The organism is Sphingomonas sp. BL2 (assembly GCF_056680015.1).
The window spans coordinates 1,462,501-1,480,139 of record NZ_CM155261.1 but is presented as its reverse complement, the minus strand read 5'-3'; the positions used below and the strand labels follow the sequence as shown (position 1 = coordinate 1,480,139).

14 protein-coding genes, 1 tRNA gene, 2 rRNA genes and 1 pseudogene (1 of these 18 running past the window's edge) are annotated in these 17,639 nt (G+C 63.4%); 7 read left to right on the top strand and 11 right to left on the bottom strand.

The features are described 5' to 3' along the window. Positions 1-236 precede the first annotated feature (236 nt). Positions 237-581, bottom strand: a complete 345-nt coding sequence (rpoZ, locus tag AC1ME3_RS06895) for a DNA-directed RNA polymerase subunit omega (protein WP_055882033.1) — start codon at positions 579-581, stop codon at positions 237-239. A 118-nt stretch (positions 582-699) separates the two neighbouring features. Between rpoZ and AC1ME3_RS06890 the strand changes: the two genes are divergently transcribed. Then, a complete protein-coding gene (locus AC1ME3_RS06890) occupies positions 700-1,860 on the top strand; it encodes a phospholipase D-like domain-containing protein (protein ID WP_480955381.1) in 1,161 nt (386 codons plus the stop codon). 284 nt (positions 1,861-2,144) lie between these two features. Here the strand turns inward: AC1ME3_RS06890 and AC1ME3_RS06885 are convergent, their stop codons facing one another. Next, the gene (locus tag AC1ME3_RS06885) at positions 2,145-2,759 is read right to left on the bottom strand and encodes a class I SAM-dependent methyltransferase (RefSeq protein WP_136188766.1); all 615 of its coding nucleotides are present in this window, start codon (positions 2,757-2,759) and stop codon (positions 2,145-2,147) included. 181 nt (positions 2,760-2,940) lie between these two features. Between AC1ME3_RS06885 and AC1ME3_RS06880 the strand changes: the two genes are divergently transcribed. Next, positions 2,941-3,264, top strand: a complete 324-nt coding sequence (locus AC1ME3_RS06880; protein WP_480955380.1) for an antibiotic biosynthesis monooxygenase — start codon at positions 2,941-2,943, stop codon at positions 3,262-3,264. After that, complete coding sequence (locus tag AC1ME3_RS06875; protein ID WP_480955379.1) at positions 3,261-4,586, top strand: MFS transporter; 1,326 nt, start codon at positions 3,261-3,263, stop codon at positions 4,584-4,586. Before AC1ME3_RS06880 ends, AC1ME3_RS06875 begins: the two co-directional genes overlap by 4 nt. 15 nt (positions 4,587-4,601) lie before the next feature. On the opposite strand, the gene AC1ME3_RS06870 is transcribed toward AC1ME3_RS06875, so the two are convergent. From AC1ME3_RS06870 to AC1ME3_RS06860, 3 genes are all read right to left on the bottom strand, one after another. Continuing rightward, the gene (locus AC1ME3_RS06870; protein ID WP_480955378.1) at positions 4,602-5,249 is read right to left on the bottom strand and encodes a TetR/AcrR family transcriptional regulator; all 648 of its coding nucleotides are present in this window, start codon (positions 5,247-5,249) and stop codon (positions 4,602-4,604) included. After that, a complete protein-coding gene (locus AC1ME3_RS06865; protein ID WP_480955377.1) occupies positions 5,192-5,656 on the bottom strand; it encodes a nuclear transport factor 2 family protein in 465 nt (154 codons plus the stop codon). Before AC1ME3_RS06865 ends, AC1ME3_RS06870 begins: the two co-directional genes overlap by 58 nt. A 101-nt stretch (positions 5,657-5,757) precedes the next feature. Then, positions 5,758-8,031, bottom strand: coding sequence for a CDC48 family AAA ATPase (locus AC1ME3_RS06860; RefSeq protein ID WP_480955376.1), 2,274 nt, complete (start codon positions 8,029-8,031; stop codon positions 5,758-5,760). A gap of 265 nt (positions 8,032-8,296) precedes the next feature. Here AC1ME3_RS06860 and AC1ME3_RS06855 point away from each other — a divergent pair, with 265 nt between their 5' ends. Next, on the top strand, positions 8,297-9,181 hold the full coding sequence (locus AC1ME3_RS06855; RefSeq protein WP_056487937.1) for a LysR substrate-binding domain-containing protein: 885 nt from the start codon (positions 8,297-8,299) through the stop codon (positions 9,179-9,181). A gap of 231 nt (positions 9,182-9,412) precedes the next feature. On the opposite strand, the gene AC1ME3_RS06850 is transcribed toward AC1ME3_RS06855, so the two are convergent. Beyond that, positions 9,413-9,871 carry a peptidylprolyl isomerase gene (locus AC1ME3_RS06850; protein WP_480955375.1) on the bottom strand — a complete coding sequence of 153 codons (459 nt, stop codon included), beginning with the start codon at positions 9,869-9,871 and terminating at the stop codon, positions 9,413-9,415. Between the two features lie 108 nt (positions 9,872-9,979). Between AC1ME3_RS06850 and mgtE the strand changes: the two genes are divergently transcribed. Both mgtE and AC1ME3_RS06840 read left to right on the top strand, forming a co-directional pair. Then, positions 9,980-11,389, top strand: a complete 1,410-nt coding sequence (gene mgtE, locus AC1ME3_RS06845) for a magnesium transporter (protein WP_480955374.1) — start codon at positions 9,980-9,982, stop codon at positions 11,387-11,389. Positions 11,390-11,420: 31 nt separating this feature from the next. Beyond that, positions 11,421-11,825 carry a DUF1489 family protein gene (locus AC1ME3_RS06840; protein ID WP_480955373.1) on the top strand — a complete coding sequence of 135 codons (405 nt, stop codon included), beginning with the start codon at positions 11,421-11,423 and terminating at the stop codon, positions 11,823-11,825. Between the two features lie 128 nt (positions 11,826-11,953). On the opposite strand, the gene AC1ME3_RS06835 is transcribed toward AC1ME3_RS06840, so the two are convergent. Both AC1ME3_RS06835 and AC1ME3_RS06830 read right to left on the bottom strand, forming a co-directional pair. Then, complete coding sequence (locus AC1ME3_RS06835; protein ID WP_480955782.1) at positions 11,954-12,667, bottom strand: GIN domain-containing protein; 714 nt, start codon at positions 12,665-12,667, stop codon at positions 11,954-11,956. Positions 12,668-12,957: 290 nt separating this feature from the next. Then, a pseudogene (locus AC1ME3_RS06830) lies at positions 12,958-14,082 on the bottom strand (IS3 family transposase). A gap of 61 nt (positions 14,083-14,143) precedes the next feature. On the opposite strand from AC1ME3_RS06830, the gene AC1ME3_RS06825 reads away from it, so the two are divergent. After that, complete coding sequence (locus AC1ME3_RS06825) at positions 14,144-15,199, top strand: recombinase zinc beta ribbon domain-containing protein (RefSeq protein WP_480955781.1); 1,056 nt, start codon at positions 14,144-14,146, stop codon at positions 15,197-15,199. Here AC1ME3_RS06825 and AC1ME3_RS06820 read toward each other — a convergent pair. The 3 genes from AC1ME3_RS06820 to AC1ME3_RS06810 all read right to left on the bottom strand — a co-directional run. Next, a tRNA-Met gene (locus AC1ME3_RS06820) sits at positions 15,156-15,232 on the bottom strand. The genes AC1ME3_RS06825 and AC1ME3_RS06820 overlap by 44 nt on opposite strands. A gap of 87 nt (positions 15,233-15,319) precedes the next feature. After that, positions 15,320-15,434, bottom strand: a 5S ribosomal RNA gene (gene rrf / locus AC1ME3_RS06815). A gap of 223 nt (positions 15,435-15,657) precedes the next feature. After that, positions 15,658-17,639 (bottom strand): 23S ribosomal RNA (locus AC1ME3_RS06810) (it continues 814 nt past the right edge of the window).

Sequence of the window (17,639 nt, the reverse complement as noted above, 5' to 3'; positions counted from 1 at the left end):
AGAGGGCGTGGGTCGGCGATCTGCCTCAAGCACGTGCCCTCACCCATCCCACGGCAAGTGCCGCGCGCCCCTTCCCTCTCCCCTTCAGGGAGAAGGTATAAAGAAAAAGCCCGCGGACCTCTTGGGTCTGCGGGCTTTTCTATTTCGCGCCGCGGCAAAGCCGCGTCGTCGGTCGGCTATGCCCGCCGGCCGGGGTTTCAGCCAAGCCGCGGATTAGTTTTCGCTAATCCCCCGCCTCAACCCTCGTAGTCCGCCCCGAGATTCTGGTTCCGCGGCGGCGCAGCAGCCGTAAGCCGCAGAGCCTCGGCCGAAGCGGCTAGGCTGCCGACGGCATCGACTTCGTCGTCATCGTCGACACGAACCTTCTGCAGGCCCTGGATGACCTGTTCCTTGAGATGCGCCGGCTTGACGTTCTCGTCGGCGATCTCGCGCAACGCGACGACCGGGTTCTTGTCGCGGTCGCGGTCGAGCGTCAGTTCGGCGCCGCCCGAGATCTGGCGCGCACGCTGGGCCGCGAACAACACCAGGTCGAACCGGTTGGGGATCTTGTCGACACAATCCTCGACGGTAACGCGCGCCATGCGGCTTCCTTCGTAACAACGATAGAATGAGAATACGTCGCCTAGGGGGCATGGCCCGCAAAGTCAAGAAATGCGCCGCGGCTTGCCTCCGGCTTCCCCCATGTCCATCACGCATGCCATGGACGATCTTGCAGCACAGCCGACTTTCACCGTCGACGGCAACCAGATGACGCTGCTCGACACCGGCCCCCGCCGCCTCGACGCGGTGCTCGCGCTGATCGACGGCGCCGAGCGAACCCTGCGCATACTCTACTACATCTACGCCGACGACGAGTCCGGCAAGCGCGTCAACGCCGCGCTCATTGCCGCAGCCAAGCGCGGGGTCGACGTCGCGCTGATCGTCGACGGCTTCGGCAGCGACGATGCCCCGCACGCCTTCTTCGAGCCGCTCGAAGCCGCGAACGTGTCGGTGTGCCGGTTCTCCGCAAGGTTCGGCCGCCGCTACCTGCTCCGCAACCACCAGAAGCTCGCACTCGCCGACGAAACGCGGATCATCATCGGCGGCTTCAACATCGAGGACGATTATTTCGGGACTGCCGCAGAGCAGGCGTGGCGTGACTTGGGATTGCTGGTCGAGGGTCCGGCGGCGGGACGGCTGGCCGGCTATTTCGATGCGCTGAAGGACTGGATCCATGAACCCAAGGGCAAGCTGCGTCATCTGAACGCGGCGCTGTCGCACTGGAGCGAAACCAAGGGCGCGACCCGCTGGCTGATCGGTGGACCGACGCGGAAACTGTCGCCCTGGGCACGAGCGGTGCGCGACGACATGCGACGCGGGCGGCGGATCGACATCATCGCCGGGTATTTCACGCCTAGCCCCGCGCTGCTGCGTCGGCTCGATAAGGCCGGGCGGCGGCAGGCCGAGGTCCGGGTGGTCACGGCCAGCAAATCGGACAACAACGCGACGATCGCCGCCGCGCGATTCACTTATGCCGGCCTGTTGCGCAAGGGCGTGCGACTGTTCGAATACCAGCCGACCAAGCTGCATACGAAGCTCTACGTGATCGACGACGCCGTCCATATCGGCTCCGCGAACTTCGACATGCGCAGCCTGTTCATCAATCTCGAACTGATGCTGCGGATCCAGGATGCGGCGTTCGCAGCGCATGTCCGGAGGTATATCGACGGCGAGGTGGCCAAGTCGACCGAGGTTACCAAGGAACTATACCAGGCGAACACCGGGTGGGTGCGGCGATTGAAGCAACTCGGGGCGTATTTCGTGGTGGCGGTGGTCGACCCGAGTTTGTCGCGCGGGCTGAACTTCGGGATCGACGAGTAGGGGGTCGGGGGCCAAGGGCTTGGAGCATCTATCCTCTTCCGTCATCCTGACGAAAGTCAGGACCCAGGGTCGAGAACGCCATCCTTATTGGCTCTGGGTCCTGACTTCGTCAGGATGACCGAGGGGATTTGGACGAGATTTCCGTTTACCTGGCTCGGAGTAAAACCAGCGCCGACGGCAAAGCCGCCGTCGGACCGGTCGGCTATCTTAGCCGACCCGCCGTCCGGGCCTGAAGCTGCGCGGCGCTTTGCTTGCGCATCAACGCGGGCGTGGCCGCGCCTGCGTCAGTCCTTCCACGCCCAATACAGCTGCGCCGGCGGCACGTTCCACCACTCCATGTCGTGATCAATCGACTCAAAATGCGGGGTCAGGAAGTCCTTCACCTTGGGCGAGAACTGATAGACCAGGAACGCACCGCCGGTCCGCAGCACAGAATGCGTCGCGGTCGCGATCGCGGGGCCGACGCCGGGCGGCAATGTCGAAAAAGGAAGCCCCGACAACACGTAGTCCGCCTTCTCGAAGCCGTGGTCGGCGACGATCGTCTCGACCTCGTCCGCCGACCCCAGCACCGCGAAGAAGCGTGGGTCGGTGATCGTGTGGCGCAGATACTGGATAAATTCGGGGTTCGTATCGATCACCACCAGCTTGGCATCGGACGCCATCCGGTCGAGGATCGGACGACAGAACGTGCCGACGCCTGGGCCATATTCGACGAACAGCTTGCAGTTCGCCCAGTCGACCGGACCGAGCATCTTGCGGATCAGCTTGTCCGATGACGGCACGATCGACCCGACCATCACCGGGTGTTTCAGGAACCCTGAAAAGAACATCTGCCACGGGGACGGCACGCCGGCTGGTCGGCTGCGTGCACGCCGGGTGGCGGTGGTCGAACTGGGCATCGCGTTCCTTACGGTCAGGGGTCCCGCGCGCTGGCGAGGCTTTGGCCCTCCCGTCGCACGAATTCCGAACGCGTTTCAAGGGCCGCAGGTTGCATCGGGCGACGAACCGAAGCGGAAGTCGTGCTGCGCCAAGTGGTTCTGGCAGCTTTGCCAAGCGTACGGCATCGCTTAAGCACGGATCATGAACGACGATCGGGTGGGACAGATTGCTGTTATTTTCGTGTCGATCCGTAACGATACGGACGCCGCCGGTTATGGCGAGGCCGCCATGGCGATGGACGCGCTAGCCGCGGCTCAGCCTGGCTATCGCGGCGTCGACAGCGCGCGCGAGGCGGGCGGTATGGGGATCACCGTCAGTTATTGGGCAGACGACGCTGCGGCGATCGCCTGGCGCGACCATCCCGAGCACACAGCGATTCGCGAACGCGGGCGGGTGAACTGGTACGATAGCTATTCGGTCAACGTCGCGCGGATCGAGCGCGCCTATGAGTGGCAACGGCCATGACAGGTTCCGCGACCGAAGGCCCGAAGATCGACGGCCCGAAAATTGATCGGCGCTTCGCGCTGATGTTCCTCGTGATGCTGACGATCGCCGCGGGGAATACAGCACTGCAATCGGTGCTGCCGGCACTCGGGCGGTCGCTCGGGGTGGCCGATAGCGCGGTCGCGGCGGCGTTCTCGGTCTCCGCTCTGCTGTGGGTGATCGCCGCGCCGTTCTGGGCGAACCGGTCTGACAAGCACGGCCGGCGCGCGATGATCCTGCTCGGCGTCGGCGGGTTCAGCGTTTCGCTGACCTTGTGCGGCGTGTTCCTGCTGGCCGGGATCAACGCCTGGATCGGCGGCACGACCGCGTTCCTGTGCTTCATCGGTGGACGGCTGATCTACGGCACGTTCGGTGCGGCTGCGCCACCGGCGGTTCAGGCGCTCGTGGCCGGCGAGACGACGCGGGAAGAGCGGACCAAGGCGCTGACGTTGCTCGCCTCGGCATTCGGGCTCGGCACGATATTGGGGCCGGCGATCGCGCCATACCTGATCCTCGGCTCGATCGGTGGAGTCGAGATCGGCTTGGCGGGCCCCGCGTTCCTGTTCGCGGTGTTCGGGGTGGCGGTTTGGATCACGGTGCGGCGGATGCTGCCCGACGACAAGATCGTCGCCCCGCACGAGACGCACGGCGCGAGTTCCGCCTATCCCTCGATCGGCGGCGCGCCGACCGGCGCTTCGGTCGCCGCCGCGACCGGATCGCATGTCGAACATGTCGGCTACACCGATCCCCGGATCCGCGCTTGGATGATCGCCGGGCTGGTGATGGGCCACGCGCAGGCGATGACGGGGCAGGCGATCGGTTTCCTCGTGATCGACCGCCTCCACTTGGCGCCCGCACTCGCACTGGAGCCGACCGGCATCGTCCTGATGATGGGCGCCGGCGCCGCGCTGCTCGCGCAATGGGGCATCATTCCGCGATTGAACATGACCCCGCGGCAACTCGTGCTGACCGGCCTCGTGCTCGCGGCCGTCGGGACCGCGCTTACCGGGATCGCGACATCGCTCTACACGATCGCCACGGCCTACGCGCTGGCGAGCCTCGGCTTCGGCTTCACGCGACCGGGGTTCACGGCGGGATCCTCGCTGGCTGTCGGGGCGAACGCGCAAGGCTCGGTCGCGGGCAAGGTGACGTCGATCAACGGCGCGAGCTTCGTGCTCGGACCATCGATCGGCGTCGGCCTGTACGAAGCGCAGCACTCGCTACCGTATCTCGTCGCGGGTGCGGCCTGCGTCGTGATGATTGGCTATGCCTGGGTTTCGCTGCGTGATGCAAAAGATGCTTAGACTGGATCAGGCCGGTTACGAATCGGACCTGCCATGACATGCCACTGCGTCGAGCAAAATCCCTTCCAACCGACGGACGATGCGCACGAACGCGGCATCCTCACCCAACGCGCGCGCCAGGACGATCGCGCCCTGAATTCCGGCGACCGTGTCTTCGGCGAGACGCAGGGCCAGCGGTGACGGGATAGCGCTCGCTTCGAGGCTGTGCGTCAAGGCCGATATCCAGCGGGAGAAATACCCGCTGATCCGGACTGCGAAAGCATCGCCCGAGGCGCCCAGACCGAGCCAGCCAACGAGGCAGACCCTGCCCCCGGACTGGAAATACGCCGTCACGTCCTCGATCATGGCGGTGATCGCCGAGGCCGGATCGCTCGCCTTCTCCAGCGGCACGAAGATCGTCGTGACGAACCAATCGTCTATCTCGCCGAGGACGGCGGCCATCATCTCCGCCTTCCCGCCGGGAAAGAAGTTGTACAGGCTGCCCTTGCCGAGCCCGGTCGCCTTCGAGAGCGCCGACAGGCTGGCGCCCTCGAAGCCATGTTCGCGGAATGCCTCGGCCAGTGCCGGCAGGGCGTCGGCGCGATCGGTCAGGACGCGCTTCGCGGTCAGAGGCCGAGATCGCTTAGCGAGGGATGATCGTCGGGGCGACGGCCGAGCGGCCAATGGAACTTGCGGTCGCCTTCCGCGATCGCGCAGTCGTTGATCGAGGCGATGCGGCGCGCCATCAACCCGGCGTCGTCGAACTCCCAATTCTCGTTGCCATAGGAGCGGAACCAGTCGCCGGCGTCGTTGCGCCATTCATAGGCGAACCGCACCGCGATCCTGTTGCCACCATGCGCCCAGACTTCCTTGATGAGGCGATAATCGAGTTCCGCTGCCCATTTGCGCGTCAGGAAAGCGACGATCGCGTCGCGGCCGGTCAGGAACTCGGCCCGGTTCCGCCAGACGCTGTCGGGCGTGTAGGCCAACGACACCTTGCCGGGATCGCGGCTGTTCCACGCATCCTCCGCCATGCGCGCCTTCTGCGCTGCGGTCTCATGCGTAAACGGAGGCAGTGGCGGTCGGGACATGGCGGCACCTATCGATCAACTTGTACCGAATGGTACAAGTTGATCGTACCGCGTGCAACGCTCATCGTCCCACCCGGGGGAAACCGGGTGGGAAGCGAAGGTCAGTCGTCCGACTTGTTGGGGAACGCGAAGCCGAGGGGCTGGATGGCTGTCGCATCCTGCTTCAGGCGGGCGGCCATCTGTTCGTATTCGCGTTCGGTTTCCGGGGTCACGCTGGCGCGCGACTCCTTCAGCGCGCCTTCGAAGTCGGCCATCGTCACGTCGGTAGAGTCGATCGAGCGGCGCAACGCCACCAGGCCGGCGCGGCGGACGACGTCCTCCAGGTCCGCGCCCGAGAAACGGTCGGTACGGTCCGCGAGACGGTCGAGATCGACGTCGGACGCGAGCGGCATCTTCTCGGTCTGGATGCCGAGGATGCGGCGGCGGCCGGCCTTGTCGGGCACGCCGACATAGACGAGTTCGTCGAACCGGCCGGGACGCAGCAACGCCGGGTCGATCAGGTTGGGCCGGTTGGTCGCGCCGATCACGACGACCGACTGCAACTCCTCCAGCCCGTCCATCTCGGCAAGGATCGTGTTCACCACACGTTCGGTCACCTGCGGCTCACCGGCGCCGCTGCCACGCGCAGGCACCAGCGAATCGAGTTCGTCGATGAAGATCACGCACGGCGCGACCTGGCGTGCGCGCTGGAACAGGCGGGCGATCTGCTGTTCGCTTTCGCCGTACCATTTGCTAAGCAGGTCGGACGATTTGGTGGCGATAAAGTTCGCCTCCGCCTCGCGCGCGACCGCCTTCGCCAGCAACGTCTTGCCGGTGCCGGGGGGGCCGTAGAGCAGGAAGCCCTTGGCAGGCCGGATGCCGAGACGGCGGAACGCGTCGGGGTTCTTGAGCGGGAGTTCGACACCCTCCTTCAGCCGCATCTGCGCATCGTCGAGCCCGCCGACATCAGCCCAGCGCACGGTCGGTGCCTGCACCATGACTTCGCGCATCGCCGAGGGCTGGACGCGTTTGAGCGCGCCCAGGAAATCCTCGCGCGTGACCGACAATTCGTCGAGCACCTCGGGCGGGATCGTCCGCTCCTCGAGATTGAGCTTGGGCATGATCCGGCGGACCGCCTCGATCGCCGCCTCGCGGGTCAGCGCGGCGAGATCGGCGCCGACGAAGCCGTAGGTGGTGCGCGACAGCTCATCGAGGTCGACACGGTCACCGAGCGGCATGCCACGGGTGTGGATACCAAGAATCTCGCGACGGCCACGTTCGTCCGGCACGCCGACGACGATCTCACGGTCGAACCGGCCTGGACGACGGAGCGCTTCGTCGATCGCCTCGGGGCGGTTGGTGGCGGCGATAACGACGAGGTTCGCGCGCGATTCGATGCCGTCCATCAACGTCAGCAACTGCGCGACGAGACGCTTTTCCGCCTCGCCCGAAACCTGGCCACGCTTCGGCGCGATCGAATCGATCTCGTCGATGAAGACGATCGAGGGCGCTGCCTTCGCGGCTTCCTCGAACACTTCGCGGAGGCGTGATTCAGACTCGCCATAGGCCGAGCCCATGATCTCGGGGCCGTTGATCAGGAAGAACTGTGCGTCGGATTCGTTGGCGACGGCGCGCGCGAGGCGCGTCTTGCCGGTGCCGGGAGGACCGTGGAGCAATACGCCCTTGGGTGGATCGACGCCGAGTCGCTGGAACAACTCGGGGTAACGCAGCGGCAGCTCGACCATCTCGCGCAGCTGGTCGATCGTCTGCGCCATGCCACCGATGTCGTCGTAGGTGACGTCGGCGCGGCGTGCGGCCTGCGGCTCCTCATATTCGGAGCGGAGTTCGATCTCGGTGTTCTCGTCGATGTGCACCACGCCCTTGGGGCTGGCGGCGATCACCGCGAGGCGAATCTCCTGGAGCGCGTAGGCCGGCGCGTTCATGAACTGCTGGACGCCCGGCGGCATGTTGCCGACGCGCTGATGCCCCGCGGTCGCGACGATATCGCCCTGGCAGATCGGCCGGCCGAGGAAGGTGCGCTTGAGTGCGTTGGTCGAACCCTGGAGGCGGAGGTTCTGCTGCGCTGGCGCGAAGACGACGCGCGTCGCCGGCTTCGACTCGGCTTTCCGCACCTCGACGAAGTCGCCCGAGCCTACGCCAGCGTTCGCGCGCTGGAGGCCATCGAGGCGGAGGATGTCGAGACCCTCGTCTTCCGGATAGGGCCCGACGGCGCGCGCGGGCGTGTTCTGCTTGCCGAGTATCTCGATCACGTCGCCTTCGCCGATGCCAAGCGTCGCCATCAGCGCGCGCGGCAGGTGCGCCAGGCCGCGGCCGCTGTCTTCGGGACGCGCGTTGGCGACCTGAATTTTCCGCGTGGGGATTTCGCTATCGGCCATGTCGACTCCATTCGATCTCGTAGCGTCCGAGATAGGGGGCCGGTTCCAGCCTTGTCAGGGGTTGAAAACACAAAAAAAGGGCCGGCCAATGAAGGCCAGCCCATGAAAGTTTTTAGGAGAGGATGCCTGAAAGGCGAGGTCTTTTTGCGTCGAGACGGTTCGTGTTGCAAGTGCGAAGGGATCAGCTACGATTGCGCTAACTGCAATCGCATGCATGAATGCGTCCAGCGGTCGTTGTCACACTCGTCGAGTCGAAAGAGGAATCATGCGCAGGCTGCCGCCATTGGGGGCTATCGAGGCGTTCGTGCAGGTCGCGCGGCTGGGGTCGATCAAGGCCGCCGCCGAGGATCTGGCGCTATCCGCGCCTGCGCTCAGCCGGCGCGTGCAAAGCCTGGAGCGGTTCATTGCCAAGCCGCTGTTCGCGCGGCGGCATCAGGCGATGGTGCTGAATGCGGATGGCGAACGGTTGCTGGCACAGATCGCACCGGTGCTCGATTCGCTGTCGGACGCGGTCGAATCGCTGACCAGCACGACCGAAGTGTTGCGGCTGCGTCTCGGGATCCTACCGCTCTATGCGTCTCAGAAGCTGTTCCCTCGGTTGGGCGAGCTACGGACGTCGCATCCCGAGCTGCATCTCGATATCGATACCGCGGCGCATCTGGTGTCGCGGCTCGGCGATGGGCTCGACGCGGTGATCGCCCTGTCGCGCGAGATCGATCCGGCGTTCTACGCGCGGCGGCTCGATCGGAACTCGGTCTATGTGATCGGCGCGCGGAGTTTGCTGGAGCGCGCGGACCCGGTCACGCGACCCGAACAGCTGTCGACGCTGACGGCGCTGGTCCACCGGGACATGACGGATACGTTCACCGCATGGCGGACGGCGGCAGGGCTCGACGATATCGAGCCGCTGGCGATCGATCATTTCGATTCGGGGGCGCTGATGCTGGAGGCTGCCGCGCAGGGGCTCGGCGTCGCGTTCATGCATGCGAGCCATTTCGAGGATGCGAACGATCCGCGACTGGTGCGGCTGTTCGATATCGAGGTGGAGAGCCCGTATAGCTACTGGTTCGTTTGTCGCCCGCGGGCGTTGCAGACCAAGCCGGTCAAGCTGTTTCATGACTGGCTGATACGGACGGTGGCGGAGGTCTGAGCATCAACCGTCATGCCGGGCTCCTTCCGGCATCCACGGTTCCACAAGCTCGATGGTCGTAAGAATGCGGAACGATGGACCTCGCAACTTGTCCGGGGTGACGGAGGTGGTTGGTAACCCCGTCACCCCAACTCAAGCGCGTCGCGGCAAAGCCGCGCCGTCGGACGGAGCTGTGCTCCGCCGGCCGGCTTTGGCTGTCTCCGGCGCAGCTTCGCTGCGCCGGTGCAGTCTTCAGCTAGCGCGTGCCTTGACGATCTTGCCCGGCGAACGCGGGGGCTCGCCTTTCGGCAGCGCGTCGATCAGGTCCATGCCGTCGGTGACTTCACCCCAGACGGTGTACTGCTTGTCGAGGAAGCGCGCGTCGTCGAACACGATGAAGAACTGCGAGTTCGCCGTGTCGGGCTGGTTGGTGCGCGCCATCGAGCACACGCCGCGGACGTGCGGCTCAGCCGAGAATTCCGCCTTGAGGTTGGGCTTGCTCGACCCGCCGGTGCCGTCGCCGCGACCGCCGTCACCGCCCTGCGCCATGAAGCCTGGGATCACGCGGTGGAAGGGAACGCCATCATAGAAGCCTTCGTTCGCCAGCTCGACGATCCGCTCGACATGCTTGGGCGCGAGATCGGGACGCAGCTTGATCGTGACGTCGCCGCCATCGAGGGTCAGCGTCAGCGTTTCGGGGGTGTCAGCCATTCATGTTCTCCTGAATTGATGCGCGGCAGATAGGGAGCCGCACTCCGACTGGCAAATGCACGCGCACCGGGTTAGGGCCCAACCGCGCATCTTTTAAGGGAGGCAGCCATGAGCGAACTCGAGCTTCCCGAGGTCGAAACCGACACCCAGCCCGAAAACCAGCTCGACCGCGACGATCATTTGCGGCCCGAATTCGTGCGGGCGGTGCTCGATGCGGTGGAGGATGGCGACGATGAGGCGGCGCGGACGCTGGTCGAGCCGTTGCACCCGGCCGACATCGCCGATCTGTTCGAGCTGACCCCGCAACAGGATCGCGCCGCGCTGGCCCGTGCGGTCACCGACCTGCTCGACGGCGACGTGTTCGCCGAGATGAACGATTACGTCCGCGAGGATCTGATCGATGCGCTCGAGCCGCACCAGGTTGCCGACCTCGCGTCCGAACTCGATACCGACGATGCCGTCGCGATCATCGAGGACATGGACGAGGACGAGCAGCGCGCGGTGCTGCGCGCGCTCGATCCCGATGATCGCGCGGCGATCGAGGAGGCACTGAGCTACGCCGAGGAGTCCGCCGGTCGCCTCATGCAGCGCGAGCTGATCGCGGTGCCCGAGCAGTGGACCGTCGGCGACGCGATCGATTACCTGCGCGGCCATGAGGAGCTGACGACCGATTTCTGGGAGATCTTCGTCGTCGACCCCGCGCACAAGCCGATCGGCACCTGCCAGCTGTCGTGGATGTTGCGGACACCGCGCGGGATCGCGATCGCCGACGTGATGAAGCGCGAGCAGACGCTGATCCCGGTCGACATGGACCAGGAGGAAGTCGCGCTGCGCTTCCAGAAATACGCGCTGATCTCGGCTGCGGTGGTCGATCATGGCGGCCGGCTGGTCGGCATGATCACGGTCGACGACATCGTCCACATCATCTCCGAAGAGGCAGGCGAGGATACGCTGCGCCTGGCAGGCGCCGGCGACGGCGACATCAACGAGCCGATCCGGCTGACGGTGCGCACGCGGTTCACGTGGCTGGTGGTCAATCTCGGTACCGCGATGGTCGCGTCGTCCGTCGTGGGTCTGTTCCAGGGGACGATTGCGAGCTTTGCATTGCTCGCTGTGCTGATGCCGATCGTTTCCGGGATGGGCGGCAATGCCGGCACGCAGACGCTGGCCGTGGTGGTGCGAGCGTTGGCGACGAACCAGCTTACGAGTTCGAATACCGCGCGGATGATCGGCCGCGAGTTCCGCATCGCCGCCGCCAATGGCGTCATGCTGGGCGCACTGATCGGACTTGGGACGTATGTTATCTTCCGCAATACCGACCTGTCGCTGGTGATTGCGGCGGCGATGCTGGCGAATAATATCACGGCGGGGCTGAGTGGCGTGCTGGTGCCGGTGACGCTCGACAAGTTCCGGATCGATCCGGCGGTGTCGTCCGCCGTGTTCGTGACGACGATGACCGACACGATGGGATTCTTCTCGTTCCTCGGGCTCGCGTCTTTGTGGGGTCTGCACGGTTGATCGTCCGGTATTAACGCCCATTTCCAACGCTATGCCGCTCCACCTCACCAAAGTCGCGTTCGGCGCGGAAAGCGTCGACCACCTCGCCGAGCGGCTCCGGCTGCGCGGCGAGGAGGGGCCGGTGTTCCTCACCACGCGCTACCTGCCCAAGCGGCATGAGGAGGTCGCTGGTCAGGGTTCGATGTTCTGGATCCTTAAGCATCAGCTGATTGCCCGCTCGCCGATCCTCGGATTTGGCGAAGCTGAAGAGGGTCGCGTCGCGATCCACATCGATCCCAAGCTGGTGCTGGTTCAAGCGCGGCCTAAGCGCGCGCACCAGGGGTGGCGGTATCTTGAGGATGCGGATGCGCCGCTCGATCTGGGTGGCGATGCGACCGGGTTGGACGTGATGCCGCCGGCGCTGATGACGAAACTGGCGGAGCTGGCGCTCATTTAGTCAGGTACACAAGCTGGTTTGAGAGAAGCTCTAGCTTTTACCTAGGCATAAACCTGGCACGCCGACTGCGTAACAGGGCTGACAGAAGGCCCCCAGAGCATCAGGCACGCTTAACGGGGTAGGATTGGTTACGGCCCAGCCACAGCCTCCGACTTGCCGCACGTCACCGGCCCTCCGGCCACAGCATCCACACGGCATTTCGCGTTGCCGACGATCGTTACTGTTCCCAACCCACTGTTGGTCACTTGTGCCGTATAGCGCGCTGCTCCCCTGACCTCACCAACGCCGTCAAGATGAACCGCCAGGTCCTTCACATCCAACGCCGACGCATCAATCGTTCCAGCTCCACTCGCTACCAACCGTGCCCGTCCAGCCTTGCCCGCAAGGCTCATACGACCCGTTCCGATCATTATCGCATTCAATTGATCCGTCTCCGCCGCAACCAATGTGAGACTGCCACTGCCACTCACCGTCACGTCTGTTCGCATCCCGCGCATCCTCTCGATCGTCAATTGCCCGCCGGCTGCGACGCTCGCCGAGATCAACCAGGGGGTAGATAGCGTGACGACGCTCGGACTCGAGCTGTTCTCCCGTGCCCGTTCGCCCCAACCGCCGGCATCTTTGCGGACTGAAAGCGTCATGCCATCGACCCGGACCACGATCCCATCGTCTGCCAGTGGTCCCGTAATCTTTGCCCGCGGTGGGCCTATGGTGACGCGAACCAGGAACGGCCCTTGGACGCGGATATGATCGAAACTACTGACTGACACCGTCCGGCTCGCTACGGGTCCCTGACCAGCCCCCGCGGCAGAACACAAGAGCAACACCAAAATACACAGCATTTTCATACTGTATCCCTCGCTGCTAACGGGCGCCTTCGCAATGGCCTGCGTTGACGAGCGATATTCTGGGAGCGTTCGAAAATGCTTTTTGTGTTTGCAACCCGCCGTCTGCCTGCTGACCTCTTCGCGGGCAGTGCGGATAGATGAAGTGGCGTTTGCAGTATGGTAACGGCCGCGTCGCATTAGGATGCGTGGCCTGTTTAAATTGTGACAAGTTCGCTGGTATAGAGAAGTGGCTCGGCTTGTCTGAACAGGCTCGCAGCTTGGATAAGTGGACTGCCGCTGGTCGATCATGCCGCTACGAGAAGCGGCTGTGCGGAGTATAGCTGGCCGGGCGTACAGTCGCCAAGCGCGGAGTGCGGCCTGACGGCGTTGTAGAACCCGATGTAGCGGCCGATGCCGGCGCGAGCCTCGGGGACCGAGGCGTAGACGTTGAGATACACCTCCTCGCATTTCACCGAGCGCCAGAGGCGCTCCACGAACACGTTGTCGCGCCAGCAGCCTTTCCCGTCCATGCTGATGGCGATCTTCTCACGCAGGAGGACGGCGGTGAACGCGGTGCTCGTAAATTGCGAGCCCTGATCGCTGTTGAAGATGGTCGGCTTGCCATAGCGGGCCAGTGCCTCCTCCAGCGCCTCGATGCAGAACTCGGCATCGAGCGAGATCGACACCCGCCACGCCAACACCCGCCGGGTGAACCAGTCGACGATGGCGACGAGGTAGACGAAACCGCGCGCCATCGGGATGTAGGTAATGTCGGTAGCCCAGACCTGGTTGGGCCGGGTCACCGCCAGCTTGCGCAGCAGGTAGGGATCTTGTGCCCTGGCGCGGGCTTCGACGTGTTCGGGCGTCGGTAGAACGCCTCCAGCCCGATCCGCTTCATCAGCGTCGCGACATGCAGCCGGCCAACGCTCACGCCCTCCTGCCGGAGCAGATCGCGCAGCATCCGGCTGCCGGCGAACGGGTACAGCAGATGCAGCTCGTCGATCCGCCGCATGATCGTCAGATCGCTGTCCGACACCGGCCGCGGCAGGTAGTAGATGCTGCTGCGACTGATCCCGAGCTGCCGCGCCTGGACACCCAGCGGCAGCGCATGACCGCGGTCGATCATCGCTTTGCGCTCGGCAACAGACCGGCCTTCCCGAGCGCCCCGGCCAAAAATCGTTCGCCAGCGTCAGCTCGCCGATCTTGGCGTGCAGCACCGTCACATCGACTGCCGGCTCGGCCGCTGCCGGCTCGGCGCCGAACACGTCCGCGGCGCCCTCCAGCAACCGCGCCCGCCATCGATTGATAAGGTTGGGATGCACGTCATACTGCTGCACCAGCTCGGCCAGCGTCTTCTCGCCCTTCACGGCGGCCAGTGCCACCTTCGCCCTGAACGCCGGGCTGTGGTTCCGGCGTGGTCGCTTGCTCATCTTGCCTCCTCCTCGCGGCCAGCATGGCCGCTGTCAGATCGGCAATCCACTTGTCCCCACTGTGCAGATTTTCCGAACCACCTCTGCCGCACGCGGCACCGGCATCCTCAACAACCCGCTGTATGTCGGCCGACGGCCATACGGCAAGCAGACGTATCGCAAGAACCCGGAAACGGGAAAACGCCATGCCTTCGTCAATCCGGAAGACAAACGATCCGATGACGTCGAGTCCCCGGCCCTCGGCATCGTGCCCGTCGAACTGTGGGATCGGGTCAAATCCCGCCAGGCTACGCTATCCCGCGGGGCGAAATCGCATACCGAGATGGCTGGCCTGCCCTTCTTCGCACAGCAACGCCCGCGGTATCTGTTGACCGGCAAGATGACCTGCGGCAGCTGCGGGGCGAGCTATGCGAAATCGGGCAAGACCCGGTTCGGCTGCCAGGGCGCCGCCAAGAAGGGCCCCACCTGGTGCGACAACCGGCTGACGATCCGCCAGGACGAACTCGACGCGCGCGTGCTGGCGGGTCTGTCGAGCGAGATGCTGCGTGACGACGTCGTTGCAGCGTTCCTCAGCGAATATGAGGCAGAGACCCGGCGCCTGACGGCGGAAACGGTCAGCGCCCGCCCCGAGCGGGAAGCCGAACTGGTCAATCTCGATCACCAGCTCTCGCGCGCCAAGGCGGCTATCCTCAAAGGCGTGGATGCGACGGTGTTCGTGGGCGAGATGAAGATCTGGACCGAGCGGCGCAAGGTCCTGCTCGCCGAACTGGAACTTGCCGAACACGAGACCACAGAGACGGTTTCCCCGGAGCCCGGGCGGCTTACCCCGGACCTGAGCCGGGTGTACCGTGAGAAGGTCGAACAGCTCACCGCAGCGTTTGAGGACGACGCGCTGAAGGCGCAGGCGTTCGAACGGTTACGCGCGCTTATCGAGGCGGTGGTGCTGACGCCGGAAGACGGCAATCTCGCCATCGACCTGCACGGCGAGCTTGCGTCGATGCTGTCGCTATGTGCCGGAGCGGAAACGCAAAAAGCCTCCGCGGGAGTGACCGAGGAGGTGTTGCAAATCAAGATGGTTGCGGGGACAGGATTTGAACCTGTGACCTTCAGGTTATGAGCCTGACGAGCTACCGGGCTGCTCCACCCCGCGACGGTTCCTGTTTAGGAACGTTGGGTAGAAGTCATTGTGAATGGGTTTTTGATATGGTGCGTTTTTGCATGTCGCACGGGCTTCAATGCCTGGCGACGACCTACTCTTCCATCGCTTGAGCGATAGTACCATTGGCGCAGTCGGGTTTCACGGCCGAGTTCGGAATGGGATCGGGTGGGACACCGACGCTATAGCCACCAGGCAATGGAGCCGGTGCGACATGCGTGTGCGTCATATCTGGGTCCCTCAGGGTTTCGCATTGCTGCGAAGCCTGAGGGTTTAAAATCGATACCGTGCAAGGTTAGTGATATTTGTGACCAATCCCTCGACGGCGAGGGGATTGGCAATCTGGCGTCGTCTTAATCATCCGCACTATCGAATGGCTAACTGGGCGAACCCAGTGTTGTCATTGATGGTGTGAGACTCTCAAGCGCGAATAGAGCAATTAGTATCGGTTAGCTCCATGCGTTACCGCACTTCTACATCCGATCTATCAACGTCGTGGTCTCCGACGGCTCTATGAAATCTTATCTCGAGGGAGGCTTCCCGCTTAGATGCTTTCAGCGGTTATCCCGTCCATACATAGCTACCCAGCTGCGCTCCTGGCGGAACGACTGGTACACCAGAGGTATGTTCAACCCGGTCCTCTCGTACTAGGGTCAACTCCTCTCAAATTTCGACGCCCACGGCAGATAGGGACCAAACTGTCTCGCGACGTTCTGAACCCAGCTCACGTACCACTTTAATTGGCGAACAGCCAAACCCTTGGGACCTGCTCCAGCCCCAGGATGTGATGAGCCGACATCGAGGTGCCAAACAACCCCGTCGATATGAGCTCTTGGGGGTTATCAGCCTGTTATCCCCGGCGTACCTTTTATCCGTTGAGCGATGGCCCTTCCACGAGGGACCACCGGATCACTATGACCGACTTTCGTCTCTGCTCGACTTGTCAGTCTCGCAGTCAGGCGGGCTTATGCCATTGCACTCTAACAGACGGTTTCCGACCGTCCTGAGCCCACCATTGCGCGCCTCCGTTACTCTTTAGGAGGCGACCGCCCCAGTCAAACTACCCGCCACAGAGGGTCCCTGTTCCGGCTTACGGAACGAGGTTAGACATCAGAAACAAACAGGGTGGTATTTCACCTATGGCTCCACACCAGCTGGCGCCGATGCTTCAAAGCCTCCCACCTATGCTACACAGTTTCTTCCTAATGCCACTCTGAAGCTGCAGTAAAGGTGCACGGGGTCTTTCCGTCTAACCGCGGGTACTCCGCATCTTCACGGAGAATTCAATTTCGCTGAGCATGTCCTGGAGACAGTGGGGAAGTCGTTACGCCATTCGTGCAGGTCGGAACTTACCCGACAAGGAATTTCGCTACCTTAGGACCGTTATAGTTACGGCCGCCGTTTACCTGGGCTTCATTTCAGAGCTTGCACCCCTCCACTTAACCTTCAGGCACCGGGCAGGCGTCAGGCCCTATACGTCGTCTTGAAGCCGACTTAGCAGAGCCCTGTGTTTTTGCTAAACAGTCGCTACCCCCTGGCCTGTGCCCCCTCAAAGTGCTTGCGCATAGTGAGGGCCTCCTTCTTCCGAAGGTACGGAGGCAATTTGCCGAGTTCCTTCAGGACACTTCTCTCAAGCGCCTTGGTATACTCTACCTGACCACCTGTGTCGGTTTCGGGTACGGTCTATACGGTGGGGCTATTTCCTGGAACCATTTCGAAGCCATCCCAATCCGATAAGGGATGACAACACACATGATCCGTCACACACCACCAGGCCCACGAATATTAACGTGGTTCCCATCGACTACCCCCTTCGGGCTCGTCTTAGGGGCCGGCTCACCCTGCGCGGATTAGCCTTGCGCAGGAACCCTTGGTCTTTCGGCGAGAGGGCATCTCACCCTCTTTATCGCTACTCATGTCTGCATTCGCACTTCCGATACCTCCACGACCCATTACCAGATCGCTTCACAGGCTTACGGAACGCTCCGCTACCGCGTACCACATAAGTGGCACACCCTAAGCTTCGGCACGTATCTTGAGCCCCGTTACATCTTCGCCGCAGGACCTCTTGTTTAGACCAGTGAGCTGTTACGCTTTCTTTAAAGGATGGCTGCTTCTAAGCCAACCTCCTGGTTGTTTTGGAAGTCCCACATGCTTTCCCACTTAGATACGATTTGGGGGCCTTAGCTGTAGGTCAGGGCTGTTTCCCTTTTGACGACGGACCTTAGCACCCGCCGTCTGTCTCCCGCATATCACTCTTAGGTATTCGGAGTTTGGTTAGGTTTGGTAGATCTCGCGACCCCCTAGCCCATCCAGTGCTCTACCCCCTAAGGTGTTCGTGCGAGGCACTACCTCAATAGTTTTCGCGGAGAACCAGCTATTTCCCGGCTTGATTGGCCTT